Consider the following 16990-nt stretch of genomic DNA (forward strand, 5'->3'; position numbering starts at 1 on the left):
CGTCATGCCTTAGTCCATCCAGGCCCGCGCGCCTGATCCGCGAGGCCGGGCACGTCTTCGGCGGTGACCGCGAGCAGGTCCTGGTGCTGCACGCGGACCACGTCTGCCGTTTCGACCACCGGCCGCTGATCGCGGACCACCGGGCCTCCGGCGCCGCCCTGACCGTCGCCCACCAGCGGATCGAGCGGCGCCGGGTCCACCTGTTCGGGATGGTCCGCTTCGACCGGGCGGGCCGGCTCACCGAGTTCGTGGAGAAGCCCGCCGAACCGACCGGCGACCTGGTGTTCGCCGCTTTCCGCGTCTTCGACGCCGCGGTGCTGCACCGCTACCTTGAGGAGCTGGACGGCGCCGGCTGGCAGCACGACATCAGCCGGGACGTCATCCCCGCGATGCTCGCGGGCGGTGAGGACATCCGCGGTCACGAGGTCGTCGGCCACTGGGAGGACATCGGCACCGTGGAGCGCTACCACCGGGCGCACCTGATGCTCGCGGCCGGCGGGCCGCGGGCCGGACTCCCGGTCGAACGGATGCCCAGGACCGTCCGGCCCGGGGTGGACCGCGGCTGGGTGGCCGACTCCCCGGGCGTGGTCGCCTCATTGGTCCCGGCGGACCTCGTCAACGACGGCCGGGTGGAGCACAGCGTGCTCTTCCCCGGCGTCACCGTCGGGGCGGGCGCCCGGATCCGGCGCAGTGTGCTGCTGCCCGGTGCCACGGTCGGCCCCGGCCAGGACGTCGGCTCGGCGGTGGTCCTGGAGAACGGACAGGTGCAGCGGGTCGAGGACACCGCGGCCGGCACGGAAGGAACCCGAACATGACCCCGTCCCCCTACGACGTCCTGGTGATCGGCGGAGTCGGCGTGGACACCGTCGTCCGCGTCGAGAAACTGGAGGTCCCCCCGGGCGACTCGCTGCACGTGCCGCCGGTGTACGACTACGTGGCGCACACCGGCAACGGCGTGGCGCTGGGCTGGCACGCCCTGGGCCTCGTCACCAAGTTCATCGACTTCCTCGGCGACGATCCCCAGGGACACGCCGTGCTCGCGGCGTACGCCGAGCGCGGTCTCGACTTCAGCCACGTGGTGTCCCCGCACGGCACTCCGCGCGGCGTCAACCTGGTCGACGCGCAGGGCCGCCGCTTCTCCTTCTACGACTCCCGGCACCCCGCGGACCTCCGGCTGCCGCGCGCCTTCTGGCTGCCCCACCTGGAGCGGGCGCGCCATGTCCACCTCTCCATCGTGGGGCACAACCGCGACCTGTACGAGGACGTCCACCGGCTCGGGGTGACCAGCTCCACCGACCTGCACGACTGGGACGGCGTCAACCCCCACCACCGCACCTACGCCCTCGCCTCCGACTACGTCTTCATGAGCGCCGCGGCCGTCCGCGACCGGCTTCGGGAGGTCCTGCACGGCATCGTCGACGAGGGCCGGGCCCGCCTCGTCGTGGCCACCGACGGAGCGGACGGCTGCCATGTGCTCGCGCGGGGGGAGGCGGAGGTGCGCCACTTCCCGGCCGTGCGGCCGGAGCGGCCGGTCGTCGATTCCAACGGGGCCGGCGACGCCTTCGTCACCGCGTTCCTCCACGCCCGCTTCGAGGGGCGGCCGGTGGAGGAGTGCGTCCTGGCCGGATCGGTGTCCGGGGCCTTCGCCTGCGGCGCCGCCGGCACCCACACCGAGTTCATCGACCTGCCCGGCCTGCGCGCGGCCTGTGCCCGTGCACGGGCCGCGGCGGAGTGAAGGAGCCCTGCGCGTGCACATCGTCACCTTCTCCTTCGAGTGCGGCGGCTTCGACAACCGGCTGATGCGCGGCGGGCTGTCCCCGCTCGTGTGGAACCTGTCCCGCGAGTACGCCGCACGCGGCCACCGCGTCTCGCTGGTCACGCCCGCGCACGGTCACCTCCAGGCCCTGCGGGAGCGGTTCGACGTCGGGGAACTCGACTACCGCGACGAGCACGCGGTGCCGCCGGTGCTCGACCCCAAGGTGTGGCCCGGCCGGCCCGCCGGGACCGCTCTCGCCCTCGACACCCGCGCCCACCTGTTACGCCTGGACGGCGTGGACGTCCACCTGCTGTCCGACGCCTTCCTGGACCTGCTGCCGGACCGGCTCTATCCGCCTCCGGCCTTCGAGGGCCGGGACCTGGGGTTCTCCGTGCCCGGTTCCTTCCGCGACGACGACCCGGGGCTGGCCCGGACCCTCGCCGAGCGAATACGCGAGACCGTGACGGTCTTCCGCACGGCACCCGACACCCACGCCCGCCTCTCGGGCAACGCCCGGCGCCTGGGCCGCTCGTTCGGCTGGGCCCGCAGCGCGGACCTGCGCCCGGCCGCCTGCGAGCGTCTGCTGCGCGGCGAGCGCGCGCAGCCGCCGGCCGGCGAGCCGGTCGAGCGGGGCTGGCTGGAGGCGCTGTCGCCCGCCGCCCGTACCGAGCACCGTGAGCTGATCGTGCGGGCCGAGACGCTGGGGGCGCCCGCGCACCTGGTCGTGCCGGTGCCGCGGGCGGCCACGCGGTACGCCTCCCGGCCGGAGAACGCGTGCCTGACCGGTTCCCTGCTCGCCCGGCTGCCGGCCACCGGGACGACCACCGTCCGGGGCGTGCGGGAGGGCGCCCGGTACCTGGCCCCGGCGTTCGCAGCGGCACGCTGAGCCCCACGGCCCTTCCCGCTCGTGGTCGGGGGCGGTGCGGTGCGCGCACCCTTCACGGGCGCCCCGCGGCGTTCCCGGCCGCTCGTCGTCCCGGGACGAGTGGGGACGCCGCTCCGTCACCGGGTGCCACGTCGGGGACCCGTCCCTCCTCCCCGTCCGCGGTCCCACCGCCGGGCGCGGGGCGGTGCCCTGTGCAGCCGCACCCAGGCCGTTTACTTCAGGTACGGGGCTTTTGCCCGGGGTACCCGTCACCGATCACGACCTTCACGTACCGCTTGCGCGAAAGGCGGCACACCGGTGAGCACACGACGTGACACGGCCCTGGTGACGGGAGCCTCCTCCGGCATCGGCGCGGCCTACGCCGGGCGACTGGCCTCCCACGGGTGGGACACCGTCCTCGTGGCCAGAAGGGCGCAGCGACTCGACGACCTCGCGCGGCGACTGCGCGAGGCGACGGGGACCGTGGTGGAGACCCTCGTGGCCGACCTGTCCGACCCCGACGACCTGGCAGGGGTGGCGCGGCGCGCGGCGGGCGACGACATCGGGTTCCTCCTCAACAACGCGGGGATCAACGGTTACGGCCCGTTCGCCGGACTCGAACCGGGACTCATGACGAAGATCCTCGACGTCAACGTCCTCGCCGTCACCGCGCTCACGCGGGCCGCGGTCCCGGCCATGCTGGAACGCGGGCGCGGCACCCTGGTCAACGTGGCCTCGCAGCTGGCCTTCGCGGGCGCGCTGCCGCCCCGCCCACTGCCCGAGCGCGCGGTGTACGGCGGCACCAAGGGCTACGTGGTCACCTTCACCCGCACGCTCGCCGCCGAACTGGCCGGCACACCGCTGCGGATCCAGGTGCTGTGCCCCGGGCTGACCGCCACCGAGTTCCATCGGTCGCGCGGTGACGCTCCCGTCCCGGGACGGGAGCAGTCCGTGCACGAGGACGGCGGCATGCCCGTGGACCAGGTCGTCGACGCGTCACTGGCCGCGCTCGACACCGGCGAGGTGGTGTGCGTACCGGGGCTTGAGGACACGGCCCTGATCGACGGTCTGGCAGAGGCCGAGCTGGCGATCCGCACGGCGGCCCGCCGGGGCGGGAGCCGACCCGGCCCCCGGCCACCCGGGTGAGTGACCCGGTCCGAGACGCCGTTCACGACCGGAAGGCGAAGAACAAGCTGAGGGCGACGGCGAGTTCTCCACTTCGCGCGGGCTCGCGGTCGCGGTCGTCGGCCGGCCGGTGATGCTCAGTCCTGCGTGGAGATGCAGAAGGGATGGCCTGCGGGGTCCAACAGGACCCTTCGCTGATCGGGGTGCGGTTGGACAGGGGGTTCCACGGCGCCCAGTTCCAGCATCCGTGCGTGGGCGGCGTCCAGATCGTCGACGCCCAGTTCCATGTGAGCCTGCTTGCCCCGGGACGGGTCCGGCCAGGTCGGAGGACGATAGTCGGCCACCCGGATAAAGCCCAGTCCGGGTGAATTCTCCCGGCCGAGCAGCACGAAGTCGTCGCTGGAGCAGACGACGGGCAGGCCGAGCGCGTTGCCGTAGAAGCGGGCCAGCTCGGCGGGGTCCGGGCAGTCGAAGTCGACGGACAGCAAGCGGATCGCGGGTTCGGATGCGAGTTCGGTACTCATGGGGAAGACGCTATGACCGAACCAGGACAGCTCCGGTCCTGGTCATGGGGAACACTTCGGGATGTGATCAGCACCTCCGCCCGCCTGCTGCGACTGGTCTCGTTGCTGTCCACTCGACCGACGTGGACCTGCCGCGAGCTGGCCGAGCGTACGGCGGTCACCGACCGCACGGTCCGGCGAGACATCGCCCGGCTGCGGGAACTCGGCTACGGCATCGAGTCCGATCCCGGGCCCTGGGGCGGCTACCGCCTCGGCGGCGGCACCCGGGTGCCGCCGCTGATCCTCGACGACGAGGAGGCGTTCGCCGTGGCCGTCGCACTGCGGGAGGCCGCGCTCAGCGGCGTCCTGGGCAGCGACCAGGCCGCGCTGTCGGCGCTGTTGAAACTACGGCAGGCCCTGCCGCCCCGGATCGCGGACCGGCTGGGGAGGATGGATGCGACCTTCGTGCACACTCCCAGATCCGAAGGCCGTCAGATCTCACCCGGCGTGCTGCTGGAACTGGCCGCCGTCTGCTGTCGTGGCGAGCTCACCCGCCTGTCGTACCGGGACCACGCGGGGAAGGACACGGTCCGGAACGTCGCTCCCTATCGCCTGGTACACACAGGCCGCCGCTGGTACTTCGTCGCCCGGGACATCGCCCGGGAACAGTGGCGCACCTTCCGGGCCGACCGGGTGGTACGGGTACAACCGACCGGACGCACCGTCGAACTCGTCGACCCGCCCGACCCGGCGCTCCTCGTCTCCCGGTCCATCGCGGGTGTCGTGTACCCGCTCTATGTCACAGTCCGGCTGGCGCACCCCATGGACCAGGCGCTACGGCTGGTCCCACCCGCGATCGGCACCCATCGTCCGGACGGCCCCGACACCACCGTCGTCGAAATCGGCGGTAACGACGCCGACCAGCTCGTCACATACCTCCTCGGCCTGGGCGCCAGGCTACGCGTCCTGTCGCCGGACGCCGTACGGGAGGCGCTGCTGCGCCGCACCCGAAACCTGCTCGAGGACAACGAGGACAGTCGGTCCCGGTAGCGGGCGTCGCACCGGGTACGAGGTTTCCGCCGCACCCGCCGCCTCCGGCCGGCTCACCTTGGCCCGATTCCGCCGGGAGCAGGCGCGATTCCGAGGAGGTGGGCTCTTCCGCAGGCTGGGACCGGTCCGTGCGGCCCGTGTCCGGGGCGCGCCGATGTCCGACGCAGCCAGTGGCCGACCCCTCCGCCCGGCGGAATCGAGCCGTCGGGCGGTTCGGGCGCGCAGCCCACAGGGCGCTGCGGTCGGGCGTCCACCTCGCCTGCCCGATGGCCCGCGAACCAGGTCCGGGGCGGGCCCTGCCGCCGAGGAGGCCTGTTTCGGCCGCCTCATCGACGAGGAGCGAGCCCTGGCCGAGAAGTGGGCGCGGCAGCCGCCCGTCTGTCGGGATATCGGCAGCCGAGCCGGACAGGCCCCGGGCCGTCACGGCCCGAAGCCGGTGCCGGGAGCCGGCCGATGACCCGCCGGAGCACTGGGACGAACAGCCCGCTATGGTCATGAGCATGCAGGCACAGCAGCCGTACCAGGCCCCCGCCCCGTCCGCCCCGCCGCCTCGCAGCCGGGGTCCGCTGGTGACCGCCCTGCTGGTCGGACTGCTGGTGGGCGGCGCGGGCGTAGGCGTGGCCTGGGCGCTGACCGGTGGTACGCCGGACACCGACAGCAGCGCCGACGGCGATGCCCGAGGCGCGTGCGATGCGCTGGCCGGTGTGGACGAATCGAAGCTCGTCCCGAAGAGCAAGGCGAGCGAACAGGAACGCGAGCAGGCGCTGTACCGCTTCGCGGGCGCCTTCGACCTGGCCACGGCCGCCGCCGCGGGCGACTCCTCGTACGAGCCGCTCGCCGAGGCCATCACCCGGGCGCACAACCGCCACCGTCAGGTCTTCGAGGTCGACGCCGAGGTGAGGAAGGAGCTGGCCGAGGCCCGCGGAATCTGCGCCGACCTCTGACTCCCCCGCCGGAACCGGCCGTGCCGGGTCCCGGCCGGCGACGTCCCGGTGTGACGTGTCCCCGGCTCCGCCGAGCGTCGATATCCTGACATCGGGTACAAGCGGTGCCATGCCCACGCCCGTACCCCCCACCGTTGATTTCGAAGCCGCCTTCCTCGGTTCGCCCGCCCCCATGGTGATCCTGCGCACAGATCTGCGGATCCAGAGCGTGAACCACGCCTACGAGCAGGTCACACGGCGGGAACGGGACGAGTTGGCGGGCCTGCACATGTTCGAGGCGTTCCCGGACAACCCGCACGACCCCCACGCGGACGGCGTGGCGAGACTCGGCATGTCGCTGCGGCGCGTCATGCAGGACCGCGTACCCGACACCATGCCCGTCCAGAAGTACGACATACCGTGGAAGGATTCTCCCACCGGCTTCACGGAGAAGTTCTGGAGCCCGGTCAACAGTCCGGTCCTCGACCCCGAGGGCGCCCTGGTGGGGGTCGTGCACCAGGTGGAGGACGTGACCGACGTCCACAGGGAGCTGCGGCGGATCCGCCGGGCCTACGAACGCGCCGAAACCCCCACGGCGCACAACGCCGAAGCGCAGACCCGGTTCGTCCGCTATCTCGCCCACGCCGACGGGGTACGCGACCGGCTGGAACGCCTGGAGAACGAGGTCGGTCAGCTGCGCCAGGCACTCACCTCGCGTGCGGTGATCGACCAGGCCATCGGGATCGTCCAGGCCGAGCGCCGCTGTGCTCCGGACGACGCCTTCCAGATCCTGGTCGGGATCTCCCAGCGCACCAATGTCAAACTCCGCGAGATCGCGGCCGCACTCGTGCACCACGCGGCCGCCGGGGCTTCCGCTCCGCTGCTGCCCTCGACGTGGTGACGTCGCCGCCCGGTCCACCGGCGCGTGGGACCCGGTCCCCGGCAGTCGTCGAAGGACCCCTCACGCCCCCAGTTTGCCCACCATGTCGGTGAGGACCCGCGCGAGATTGCGCAGGTCACGGTCGGTCGGCGCCGCGCCCAGCCGGTCCGACAGTTCCCGCTTGCCGATCACCACAAGGGCTCCCTCCGGGCCGCCCTCCTCGCCCGAGGGACTGTCGACCACCTGGACCCTGCCTTCCAGCAGCACGAGCGCGGCGCCGTCGTTCCTGGCGTCTCGGAGTTCCCTGACATGGGTTTCGTCGATCATCTGCCGCCTCCGGCGGTGGGCTGACACACGGGCGCGGACAGCGAGTGCCCCTGACCGGCGATCGAAACCGCCCGGCGACTCGAACCGTTCGCCGGGGGGACTCGTGCCGCAGGCCGACGGCGAACCGCTCGCGCATCGCACCGCCCCGGTCCGTATCCGCGGACGGCGTGCGTCCGGCGTGGTGTCCGGCGGTCCGGGTACTACGAACGGCACAGGAGGGAACGTCATGACCCGCGTGAAGCAGTACGCCGTAGCCGCCACCGGGCAGTGGACGGACCAGGAAGAAGGCCGCCGCCGGCTGCCCGCGGGCGAGGTGCACGCCTGGGAGCCGGGCCTGAACCAGACCGTTTGCGGGTTGTCCCTGAGCCGCTCGGAACTGATCCGCTTCTCCCATGTGGTCTGGCAGGACACCTTTCCCGAATCCGGGGGCGCGGCGGACCGCGTCCGGCGCGTGTGCCCCCGCTGTGCCTCCGTGGCAGGACGCCGCGGCAGCGACGCCCGCCCCCGGTGGCACCGCACGAACCCCCGGCCGTGAGCGGCCGGGCGGGAGACCCCGCCCGTCGGCGGAACCGCACGGGCAGGAGCCCAGGGCGGTTCCGCCGGTCGCACCCCGTGCGTCCGAAGCCGTGTCTCCGCCGAACCGCCCGCCACCGGCGCCGTCCCGTGGGCCGGCGCCGGGACGATGCCCCGTGCCGCGAAGCCGCCGGCCGTGCGTGACGTCCTCCGTCGCCCACCGCGACCGGCCCCGCCCATGACCTGCATGGAAGGGCCCGGACGGGGCAACTGGTCTGCCTGGGACTTGGAGGATGCGGATGACGATGACGGAGCAGCCGGTCAAGACGGCGGGGGAGGACACCGCCTGCTGCGCGCGCCACGACGGCCACGGCCCGGGAACCGGTGCCGAAGCGCCGGAATCAGCTCGTGAGCGGGTCAATCGACGCTGGAACGAGATCCTGCAGGAGACGCGGGTCACTCAGACGGGCGTGCAGATCCTCTTCGGGTTCCTGCTCAGTGTGGCCTTCACCCCGCTGTTCCGGGAGCTGGAGACGTTCGACCGCGTCGTCTACGTCATCACCGTGGTGCTCGGCGCGGCGGCCACGGGATCGCTCATAGCCCCCGTCTCCATCCACCGGCTCCTGTCCGGCCAGCGCATGAAGGACGAGGTGGTGGGGGTCGCCGGCCGCCTGATGATGTGCGGCATGGTCCTCCTCGCGCTGACCATCGGCTGCACGCTCCTGCTGATCCTCCGTGTCGTGGTCCCCGGCGTCCTCGCCGAAGTGCTCGCCGGCGGGGTCATGCTGTGGTTCGGCCTCTGCTGGTACGCGCTGCCGCTGTGGCTACGACGTCGGGCCGCCCGGCGTTCCGTCGCCGACGACGCGTAGCGCGCCCGGACGCCGTCGTCGGCCGCGAACGCGTGCGCCCCGCCCCGGGGAAGCGCCGCCGCAGCCGCGTGAACGTGGTGCGGACGCACCGCGCCGCGGGACCGGAGCCCGTGATCCGTCGCAGGACCACGGGGACGGCGAGGAGTCACCCGTCGTGTGCGTCCGTTCCCCCGGACGGCCGGGAGCGGGAGGGAGCGGGTACGGACGGCCGGTCGGGCTGGAGGGGAGCGGCGTCCAGTGTTCCCAGCAGCTTCAGGGCGTCATGGGACCGGCTGCCCGGATCGGCCTGGTAGATGACGAGTTGCTGCCCGGGCGCCCGGTTGACGGTGAAGCTCTCGTAGTGCAGGTCGAGATCGCCCACGTCGGTGTGGTGGAGCAGTTTGGAACCGCCGGTCTTGCCGTGCACGTGGTGCCGGGCCCAGAGTTCGCGGAAGGCCCGGCTCTTGACGGACAGTTCGCCGACCACCTCCTTCAGGCGCGGGTCGTCGGGGTCCACGCCCGTGGCCCTGCGCAGTTCCGCGACGACCATGTCGGCCGTCCGGTCCCACTGCCGGTAGAAGCGCCGGGCGCCGGGGTCGAGGAAGACCATGTGCGCGAGGTTGCCGCGGAGGACGAAGCCCCTGTGCAGCGCGCCGGCCAGGTGATTGCCCGCGAGGATGTCGAGGGAGCGTCCGAGGACGAAGGCGGGGAGGTCGTCCCAGCGTTCGAGGAGGCTCCGCAGGTGCGGGTCGGCCCGCTCGACGCGCCGGGTGCGCCTCGCCGGCCGTCCGGTGGGGCATGCCAGCCGGCGCAGGTGCTCCGCGGACTCCTCGTCGAGGTCCAGCGCCTTCACGAGTGCCTCCACCACCTGGGGCGACGGCCTTCGTTCGCGGCCCTGCTCGATGCGCATGTAGTAGTCGGTGCTCATTCCCGCGAGCAGCGCCACCTCCTCGCGGCGCAGTCCGGGTACCCGGCGCCGTCCGGAGGTGGGCAGTCCGACGTCCTGGGGCAGCAACCGGGCGCGCCGGGCGCGCAGGAAATCCTTGAGCGAGGTGTGCGTGCCGGACCGTTCGTCGCTTTCCATACGGACAACGTTAAGCACGCCGGTGGTCGCCGACCATCCTGGAAGGTGGGTGAGGTGCACCCACGAATCCGGCCGCGCCGTCGCCGCGCGCGTCCCCTCGCCCGGCCGGGAACCGTCCCGGTCATGCGGGTCCGGGGCTCGTGCGGGTCTGCGGCGACGCCTCCCGGCCCCGGTCCGGCGCCGGTTCGGGCGGTCCCGGCAGCCCGGCGAGACCGGCTGTCGGCGGATCGTCGCCGGGGGCCCGGCCGGCGTTCTCGCCGAGGAAGCCGCCCGACTGGTGCCGCCACAGCTTGGCGTAGGCGCCGTCCGCGGCGAGCAGTTCGCCGTGGGTGCCCTGCTCGACGACGCGTCCCCGGTCGAGGACGACGAGCCGGTCCATGCCGGCGACGGTGCTCAGGCGGTGGGCGACGACGAGGGCCGTGCGTCCGTCCATCAGCCGCCACAGGGCGTCCTGGACGAGGATCTCGCTCTCCGAGTCCAGCGCGCTGGTCGCCTCGTCGAGCAGCAGGATCGGGGCGTCGCGAAGGACCGCCCTGGCGAGGGCGACCCGTTGGCGCTGACCGCCCGACAGCTTGACCCCCCTCTCCCCCACCAGGGTGGCGAAGCCCTCGGGGAGCTGCTCGGCGAACTCCGTGACGTGTGCGGCCTCGGCCGCCGCGTGGATCTCCGCGTCGGTGGCTCCGGGCCGGGCGAAGGCGATGTTGTCCCGCAGGCTGCGGTGGAACATCGCGGGTTCCTGCGGCACGTAGGCGATCAGTGAGCGCAGGTCGGCCTGGCGCAGTCGGCCGATGTCCTGCCCGCCGATCAGGATGCGTCCGCCGTCGATGTCCGACATCCGCAACAGGAGTCGGGTGAGGGTGGTCTTGCCGCCGCCCGACCTGCCGACCAGCCCGATCCGTGCGCCGCCGGGCACGTCCAGGTCGAGACCCTCGAAGATCGGCTTCGCGCCTTCGTGCGCGAAGGTCACCGCCTCGAACCGGACGCCGCTGCCCTGTGGCGCGAGCGGTTCCGGTTCCGTCGGGTCGAGCACGGTGGGCGGGTCCAGCAGCAGCTCCGTGAACTGTGCGGCCTCGGTCATCGAGCTCTCCAGACGCCGGTAGATCTGGTTGAACTCGAACATGATCTGGGTCGCGTTGGAGTAGTAGGTGAAGGCGACGACGATCTCCTCCACTCCCTGGCCCGGGCCGCCGAAGGCGACGGCGACCAGCAGGCCCAGCACGTTGGTCAGCACGGACATGGGGGCGACCAGGGTGTCGACGCGCAGGTTCCCGTAGTCCCACGACCTCAGCGTCAGGCGCCGGGATTCCGCGACCCGGCTGCGGTGTTCGGCGGCCTCCCGCCGCTCGGCCGCGAACGCCCGGACGGTCTCCATGTTCGCGAGGCTGTCGGCGACGTGGCCGGAGACCCGGGCGATCGCCGCCTCACGGTCGTGGACGAGCGCCTGACGGCGACGGACGAGGGGCGCGGCGCCCACCACGGTCAGCGCGATCATCACAAGGAGACCGGCGACGAGCAGCGGTTCGTAGTGCCAGAGCACGACGGCGCCGAACGCCAGCGGCACGAGGCTGCCCACGATCCGGTACGTCATCGTGTCGACGAAGTCCTCGAAGCGCCTGCCGAAGCCCAGCACCCGTTTGGTCAGGGAGCCGGAGAAGTTGTCGTGGAAGAACGCGGCGTCCTTGGCGAGGAGTTCGTCCATGCCGAGCACGTACAGGTGCTCCATGCCGAGGGCGCCCACGCGGTTCAGGCAGTGCTGCCCGATCCGCCACACGGCCTCGGCGAGCAACAGCGCCGCGCCGAAGCCCAGCACGTAGGGCAGCGCCGGGGCGAGGGCGAGACCGCCGTCGTCGGCGGCCTGCCCCACCAGTTTCGCGACCAGCAGGGGGGCGACGTAGCGGATGCCGATGTTGCCCACGGCCGGCAGCAGCAGCGCGGGCAGGGCCAGCAGTCTCAGTCGTGACAGTTCCCGTCCGTAGAGGCGCAGCGCGAGAGCGACCGCGCTCCTGCCCGGCGCCCGCGCCCGCTTGTCCGTTGTCGCCATCACACTCCCGGAGGTCGGCACTCGGAAGTCTTCCGTCCGACGAGGGCGCCGGTCCAGGCGTTTACCACGTACGGGCGACAACCGGACACCGGGAGCGGGGCCGCCGGGGGCCGCGGCACCCGGCCGGGCCGGCGCGGCGCGGGCGGGGAAGCCGGTGGACGCTCCCGGCCCGCGCCGCTGCTCGCGCTCGGCCGCCCCCGCGACTCGAACGGCGCAACAGGCGGTTGCCCCGGGTGCCCCCGGACGGAGGGGACGCGACGATCGGGTGAGGAGCCGACAGGAAGGACACCCATGCACCACGCACCGCGCGGGTCCCTGGCCGCTGTGATCGCCCCGGCCCCCGGCCTGTCGCTCACCGGCGGGGGCCCCTGCGGCGGGACGCCCGCCCCCGCCGAGGCCGCCCGGCCCGCCTCCGGCACGTTCTCCCGCTGAAAAGCTCCGGCCCGGGCGGAACAGGCGGCCAGGAAGGGGGACATCAGTGAAACGCGCGGAGAACGCCCCGTCCTCCCAGACCAGGGCCGGGCGGCGTTCGCTGGCGGCCCAGCTCGCCGATCCGGTACGCACCTACCTGGCCACCGAAGCGGGCAGCGCCGGGCTGCTCCTGGTGGCCGTCGTGGTGGCCCTGGTGTGGGCCAACTCGCCCTGGTCCGGGGGGTACGAGTCGCTCTGGGCGACCGATGCGTCCGTGTCGCTCGGCGGCGCCGAGCTCTCCATGGACCTGGGGCACTGGGTGAGCGACGGCCTGATGGCCCTCTTCTTCTTCGTCGTCGGCCTGGAGGTCCGCTACGAGGCCTCGGTCGGCTCACTGGCCGGCCGCCGCCGCGTCCTGCTCCCGGCCGCGGCCGGTGTCGGCGGCATGGTCGTTCCCGCGCTGTTCTACCTGGCGATCGCCCCGTGGGGCGAGGCGGCGGGCGGCTGGGGCACGGTCATCGGCACCGACACGGCCTTCATGCTGGGGGCGCTCGCCGTGGTGGGGCCCCGCTTCGTCACCCAGCTGCGTGTCTTCCTGCTGGCCGTCACCGTCATCGACGACATCGTGGCCGTCAGCGTGATCGGTCTGGTCTACTCGGACACGGTCCGCCTGCTGCCGCTGCTGGCGGCGCTCGCCCTCTGCGCGGTCCTCGCCGCGCTGACGTCGCTGGGCGCCTGGCGCGCGGCGCCGTACCTCCTCGTCGTGCTCGCGCTGTGGCTCGCCACCCTCGCGTCCGGTCTCCACGCCTCCATCGCCGGCATGCTCGGCGGTCTCCTCATCCCCGCCCACGCCCCCGCGCCCGAGGCGGTGGACCGCGCCACCCGGCTCGCCCGCGCCTTCCGCCAGTCGCCCCGCGCCGATGTGGGGCTGTGGGCACGCGTGGGGCTGCAACGGGCGGTCTCGGTCAACGAGCGGCTGCAGCTGATGCTGCACCCCTGGGCGAGCTATGTGGTCGTCCCGCTGTTCGCCCTGGCCAACGCCGGCATCGACCTGCGCGGGGGCGTCCTGGGCAGCGCCCTGTCCTCCCGGCTCACCTGGGCCGTCGTCGCCGGTCTCGTGGCCGGGAAGCTCCTGGGCGTGTGGGGCGGGGCCTGGCTCGGCACCCGCCTCCGCCTCGGGAAGCTCCCCCAGGGGGTGGGCCCGGGACACGTCGTGGGCGGCGCCGTGCTGTCCGGGATCGGCTTCACCGTCTCCCTGCTGATCGCCGGTCTCGCCTTCGACGACCCGGCCCTGCGCGACCGGGCGGTCGTCGGTGTCCTGCTGGCCGCCGTGTTCTCCACCGCCCTGGGGTGGCTCGCGTTCCACCTCGCCGCCGTCCTGCGCGGCGAGACGGACGCCGACCTGCCGCGCGTCCTCGACCGCCCGGTCGACCCGGCCACGGACCACCTCGTCGGCCCCGTGGACGCGCCCCTCACCCTGGTGGAGTACGGCGACTTCGAATGCCCCTACTGCGCCCGCGCCACCGGCGTCACCAGGGAGCTGCGGGAGCGCTTCGGCGACCGGCTCCGTTACGTCTTCCGGCACCTGCCGCTCCCCGACGTCCACCCGCACGCCGTGCTCGCCGCCCGGGCCGCCGTCGCCGCCGGCGCGCAGGGGCGCTTCTGGCAGATGCACGACCTGCTGTACGAGCACCAGGACCGGCTGGAGTTCGAGGACGTCGCCGCGTACGCCATCGAGATCGGACTCGACGTGGCGCGGTTCCTCGAGGACATCGACGACGAGGAGACCGCCGAGCGGGTGCGGGCCGACGCGGCCGGCGCCGAGGCCAGTGGCGCCCGCGGCACCCCGACCTTCTTCGTCGGCGACCGGCGGCACACCGGGCCGTACGACGCGGAGACGCTCGCCGGCGAGCTCGAGAAGTCCGAGGCCCGCGCCTCCCCCTGAGGCCCGCCGACCTCACCGGCGCAGGGTGGTCTCCCTCCGCATGTACGACAGCTTCTCGGGGTTGCGGACGGCGTAGAGGCTGGTGACGAGGCCGTCGTCGACGCGTACCGCGAGGACGGTGTCGAGCGCGCCGTCGAGCCGGACGATCAGCGCGGGACAGCCGTTGACCTGCGCCGGCTGCAACGACATCTCGGCGGTGAGCCTGCCCAGCCCGCCCTGCAGCAGGCGGGCCACCTTGTCCGCTCCCACGACCGGTCTGAGAACGGCCTGCTTGACGCCGCCGCCGTCGCCCAGGAGGACGACGTCCGGCGCGAGGACGTCGAGCAGACCCTGCAGATCGCCCGTCCCCACCGCCCGCCGGAAGGCGTCGAGGGCGTCCCGTGTCTCGGTCGGTGACACGGGTCCGCGCGGCCGGCGCGCCGCGACGTGCGCCCGCGCCCGGTGCGCGATCTGCCGGACCGCGGCCGGTCTCTTGCCGACCGCCTCGGCGATCTCGTCGTACTCGAGGCCGAACACCTCGCGCAGCACGAACACCGCCCGCTCGGTGGGGGCGAGCGTCTCCAGCACCAGCAGCATCGCCATCGACACGCTGTCGGCGAGCTCGACGTCCTCGGCCACGTCGGGTGCGGTGAGCAGCGGCTCGGGCAGCCAGGAGCCGACGTAGGACTCCTTGCGGCGGCCGAGCGCACGCAGCCTGCTCAGCGCCTGCCGGGTGGTGATCCGGACGAGGTAGGCCCGCCGGTCCCGCACCGTTTCGAGGTCGACGCCCGCCCAGCGCAGCCAGGTCTCCTGCAGCACGTCCTCGGCGTCGGCGGCCGAGCCGAGCATCTCGTAGGCGACGGTGAACAGCAGGTTGCGGTGGGCGACGAACGCCTCGGTGGCGGCGTCCGTGTGCCCTGTGCGCGTGTTCTCCACCGGCTGCTCCCGCATGTTCGTCCTCCACGATCCCATGTGCACAGGACGCCGGGCGCCGCGGTTCTGTGACAGGTGCGGGGAGGGACCGCCCGGGGATCACGGTCGCCGGCAGCCGGTGGGAGCGGACCCGACGGTCACGTCGTCGGACCACGGCGTGCCGTCACCCGTCCCGTGGCTCTCCCGGTCCGGTCGCGGGGCGGTGGGACGGGGGTCCGGCCGGGCGGACCCCCGTCTCGGATCAGCTCGTGGGGAAGTTGTCGGGCGTGCTGATCCTGCTCTTGAGCAGCGCACCGGACTCGGTCAGCACGCCGCTGCCGCTGTAGTCGGCGCCGCCGCAGGTACCGGGCCTGAACGCCGCGCTGCCCTCGTCGGCGTCGGAGTAGGTCCAGTTCGCGTAGCTGATCTTCAGCTGATCGAGCAGGTCCAGCCAGGCCGTGCTGCTCGCCCGGTCCACCGCTCCGCCTCCGGTGGCGCTCACCGTGCCGAACTCCGAGACGAACAGCGGCAGCCGGGAGGCCGCCCGGCTCACCGCGGCGCGGTAGTTGTCCTTGTGACTCGCGGCGTAGAAGTGGAACGCGTACATGATGTTGGTGGCGTCGACGGGGTTGGCGACGACCTCGTTCTCGTTGGAGCCGTCCGAGACCCCCAGCGAGGACCAGCCGCGGGTGCCGACGATGACGACGGCGTCCGGGTCGGCGGCCCGGATCACCGGGATGACCTGCTCGGCGTAGCTCTTGACGGCCGCCCAGCTCACACCGTTGGGCTCGTTGGCGATCTCGTAGATCACGTTCTTCTTGCCGGCGTTGCGGGCGGCCACGGAGGCGAAGAACGTCTTCGCGCGGTCGAGGTTGAAGTTCGGGTCGCCCGGCGTGAGGGTGTGGAAGTCGATCACGGCGTACATGCCGCGGGCCTCGGCCATGTCGACGAGGCTGTTCACGCGGCCGGTGAAGCCCGCGGGGTCGGTCTCGTAACCGTCCTCCTGCACGTACATGGCGATGCGCAGCAGGTCCGACCGCCAGTCCTTCGCGAGCGCGTCCAGGGAGGCGGTGTTGTAGCACCGGCTGAACCACTGGATGCCGTGGGTGCTCATGCCGCGCAGCTGCACGGGACGGCCGTACTGGTTGCACAGGTTCACTCCGCAGACGCGCAGCTGCCCGTTGACGTCCACGGGGGTGCCGTCGTCCGGGACCGGCGGGGGTTCCTCGACGGAGCCCGTGCAGGCGACGCCGTTGAGCGTGAACGCCGGGGGCTGCGGGTTGGCGCCCGTGAAGGAGCCGGTGAATCCCACGTCGACGGTGGAGCCGGTGGCCAGCGTGCGGTTCCAGTCGACGGCGGCGGCGGTGACCGTGGCGCCGGACTGCGTCCAGGTGGCGTTCCAGCCCTGGACGACCTTCTGCCCGGCGTCCGGCATGGTGAACCCGAGCGTCCACCCGGAGACGGGGGCGCCCAGGTTGGTGATCCTCACCGCGGCCTGGAAGCCGCCCTGCCACTGGGCGGCCACCGTGTAGTCGACCCTGCAGCCGGCGGCGGCCGCCGCCGGTGGACCGGTCAGTGCCGTGAGGCCCAGGACCGTCGCACAGGTCGCCAGTAGGGCCAAGAAGCGTTTCACAGCGTTCCTCCTCGTGCGATGCGAACACAGCGTGGTGCGGGCACGGCGTGATGCGGGCACGGCGTGATGCGGGCACGGCGTGATGCAGCACGATGGGAGCGCTCCCAAAGCCCATCGGCCCGAGACCGTACACCGCCGCGCCGGTGTGCGATAGCCGTGCGACGGCCGGAGAACGCCGCGGCGCGGGTGACCGCT

17 protein-coding genes are annotated in these 16990 nt (G+C 73.0%); 11 read left to right on the plus strand and 6 right to left on the minus strand.

The annotated features are described in order from the left end of the window. Positions 1-35 precede the first annotated feature (35 nt). From ACZ8ZB_RS03380 to ACZ8ZB_RS03395, 4 genes are all read left to right on the plus strand, one after another. Positions 36-815 carry a sugar phosphate nucleotidyltransferase gene (locus ACZ8ZB_RS03380; RefSeq protein ID WP_470741411.1) on the plus strand — a complete coding sequence of 260 codons (780 nt, stop codon included), beginning with the start codon at positions 36-38 and terminating at the stop codon, positions 813-815. Continuing rightward, positions 812-1735, plus strand: a complete 924-nt coding sequence (locus ACZ8ZB_RS03385; RefSeq protein ID WP_470736222.1) for a carbohydrate kinase family protein — start codon at positions 812-814, stop codon at positions 1733-1735. Before ACZ8ZB_RS03380 ends, ACZ8ZB_RS03385 begins: the two co-directional genes overlap by 4 nt. Before the next feature lie 13 nt (positions 1736-1748). Next, positions 1749-2642 carry a glycogen/starch synthase gene (locus ACZ8ZB_RS03390; RefSeq protein ID WP_470736223.1) on the plus strand — a complete coding sequence of 298 codons (894 nt, stop codon included), beginning with the start codon at positions 1749-1751 and terminating at the stop codon, positions 2640-2642. Positions 2643-2939: 297 nt separating this feature from the next. Further along, complete coding sequence (locus ACZ8ZB_RS03395) at positions 2940-3767, plus strand: SDR family NAD(P)-dependent oxidoreductase (protein ID WP_470736224.1); 828 nt, start codon at positions 2940-2942, stop codon at positions 3765-3767. Between the two features lie 116 nt (positions 3768-3883). On the opposite strand, the gene ACZ8ZB_RS03400 is transcribed toward ACZ8ZB_RS03395, so the two are convergent. Beyond that, on the minus strand, positions 3884-4270 hold the full coding sequence (locus ACZ8ZB_RS03400) for a VOC family protein (RefSeq protein ID WP_470736225.1): 387 nt from the start codon (positions 4268-4270) through the stop codon (positions 3884-3886). Between the two features lie 63 nt (positions 4271-4333). Between ACZ8ZB_RS03400 and ACZ8ZB_RS03405 the strand changes: the two genes are divergently transcribed. From ACZ8ZB_RS03405 to ACZ8ZB_RS03415, 3 genes are all read left to right on the plus strand, one after another. Next, positions 4334-5299 carry a helix-turn-helix transcriptional regulator gene (locus ACZ8ZB_RS03405; protein ID WP_470736226.1) on the plus strand — a complete coding sequence of 322 codons (966 nt, stop codon included), beginning with the start codon at positions 4334-4336 and terminating at the stop codon, positions 5297-5299. Positions 5300-5799: 500 nt separating this feature from the next. Further along, complete coding sequence (locus ACZ8ZB_RS03410) at positions 5800-6243, plus strand: hypothetical protein (protein ID WP_470736227.1); 444 nt, start codon at positions 5800-5802, stop codon at positions 6241-6243. A 109-nt stretch (positions 6244-6352) separates the two neighbouring features. Next, complete coding sequence (locus ACZ8ZB_RS03415) at positions 6353-7123, plus strand: ANTAR domain-containing protein (protein WP_470736228.1); 771 nt, start codon at positions 6353-6355, stop codon at positions 7121-7123. Between the two features lie 60 nt (positions 7124-7183). On the opposite strand, the gene ACZ8ZB_RS03420 is transcribed toward ACZ8ZB_RS03415, so the two are convergent. Beyond that, positions 7184-7429 (minus strand): hypothetical protein, encoded by a 246-nt coding sequence (locus ACZ8ZB_RS03420; RefSeq protein WP_470736229.1) that lies wholly within the window; start codon positions 7427-7429, stop codon positions 7184-7186. Positions 7430-7655: 226 nt separating this feature from the next. Between ACZ8ZB_RS03420 and ACZ8ZB_RS03425 the strand changes: the two genes are divergently transcribed. Together ACZ8ZB_RS03425 and ACZ8ZB_RS03430 are read left to right on the plus strand one after the other, a co-directional pair. Then, positions 7656-7964 carry a hypothetical protein gene (locus tag ACZ8ZB_RS03425; protein ID WP_470736230.1) on the plus strand — a complete coding sequence of 103 codons (309 nt, stop codon included), beginning with the start codon at positions 7656-7658 and terminating at the stop codon, positions 7962-7964. A gap of 277 nt (positions 7965-8241) precedes the next feature. Continuing rightward, a complete protein-coding gene (locus ACZ8ZB_RS03430) occupies positions 8242-8811 on the plus strand; it encodes a DUF6328 family protein (RefSeq protein ID WP_470736231.1) in 570 nt (189 codons plus the stop codon). Between the two features lie 145 nt (positions 8812-8956). Here ACZ8ZB_RS03430 and ACZ8ZB_RS03435 read toward each other — a convergent pair whose 3' ends face one another. Both ACZ8ZB_RS03435 and ACZ8ZB_RS03440 read right to left on the minus strand, forming a co-directional pair. Beyond that, positions 8957-9874 (minus strand): helix-turn-helix transcriptional regulator, encoded by a 918-nt coding sequence (locus tag ACZ8ZB_RS03435; RefSeq protein ID WP_470736232.1) that lies wholly within the window; start codon positions 9872-9874, stop codon positions 8957-8959. A 121-nt stretch (positions 9875-9995) separates the two neighbouring features. Next, positions 9996-11915 carry an ABC transporter ATP-binding protein gene (locus ACZ8ZB_RS03440; protein WP_470736233.1) on the minus strand — a complete coding sequence of 640 codons (1920 nt, stop codon included), beginning with the start codon at positions 11913-11915 and terminating at the stop codon, positions 9996-9998. A 291-nt stretch (positions 11916-12206) separates the two neighbouring features. On the opposite strand from ACZ8ZB_RS03440, the gene ACZ8ZB_RS03445 reads away from it, so the two are divergent. Together ACZ8ZB_RS03445 and nhaA are read left to right on the plus strand one after the other, a co-directional pair. Then, a complete protein-coding gene (locus tag ACZ8ZB_RS03445; RefSeq protein WP_470736234.1) occupies positions 12207-12347 on the plus strand; it encodes a hypothetical protein in 141 nt (46 codons plus the stop codon). 46 nt (positions 12348-12393) lie between these two features. Continuing rightward, positions 12394-14271 (plus strand): Na+/H+ antiporter NhaA, encoded by a 1878-nt coding sequence (gene nhaA, locus ACZ8ZB_RS03450; protein WP_470736235.1) that lies wholly within the window; start codon positions 12394-12396, stop codon positions 14269-14271. A 12-nt stretch (positions 14272-14283) separates the two neighbouring features. Here the strand turns inward: nhaA and ACZ8ZB_RS03455 are convergent, their stop codons facing one another. Both ACZ8ZB_RS03455 and ACZ8ZB_RS03460 read right to left on the minus strand, forming a co-directional pair. Further along, positions 14284-15201: an RNA polymerase sigma-70 factor gene (locus ACZ8ZB_RS03455; protein WP_470736236.1), complete on the minus strand. Its 918-nt coding sequence runs from the start codon at positions 15199-15201 to the stop codon at positions 14284-14286. Positions 15202-15424: 223 nt separating this feature from the next. Next, positions 15425-16795 carry a cellulase family glycosylhydrolase gene (locus tag ACZ8ZB_RS03460; RefSeq protein WP_470736237.1) on the minus strand — a complete coding sequence of 457 codons (1371 nt, stop codon included), beginning with the start codon at positions 16793-16795 and terminating at the stop codon, positions 15425-15427. Positions 16796-16990: the final 195 nt, after the last annotated feature.

The sequence above is a fragment of the Streptomyces sp. 12E genome (assembly GCF_055633275.1).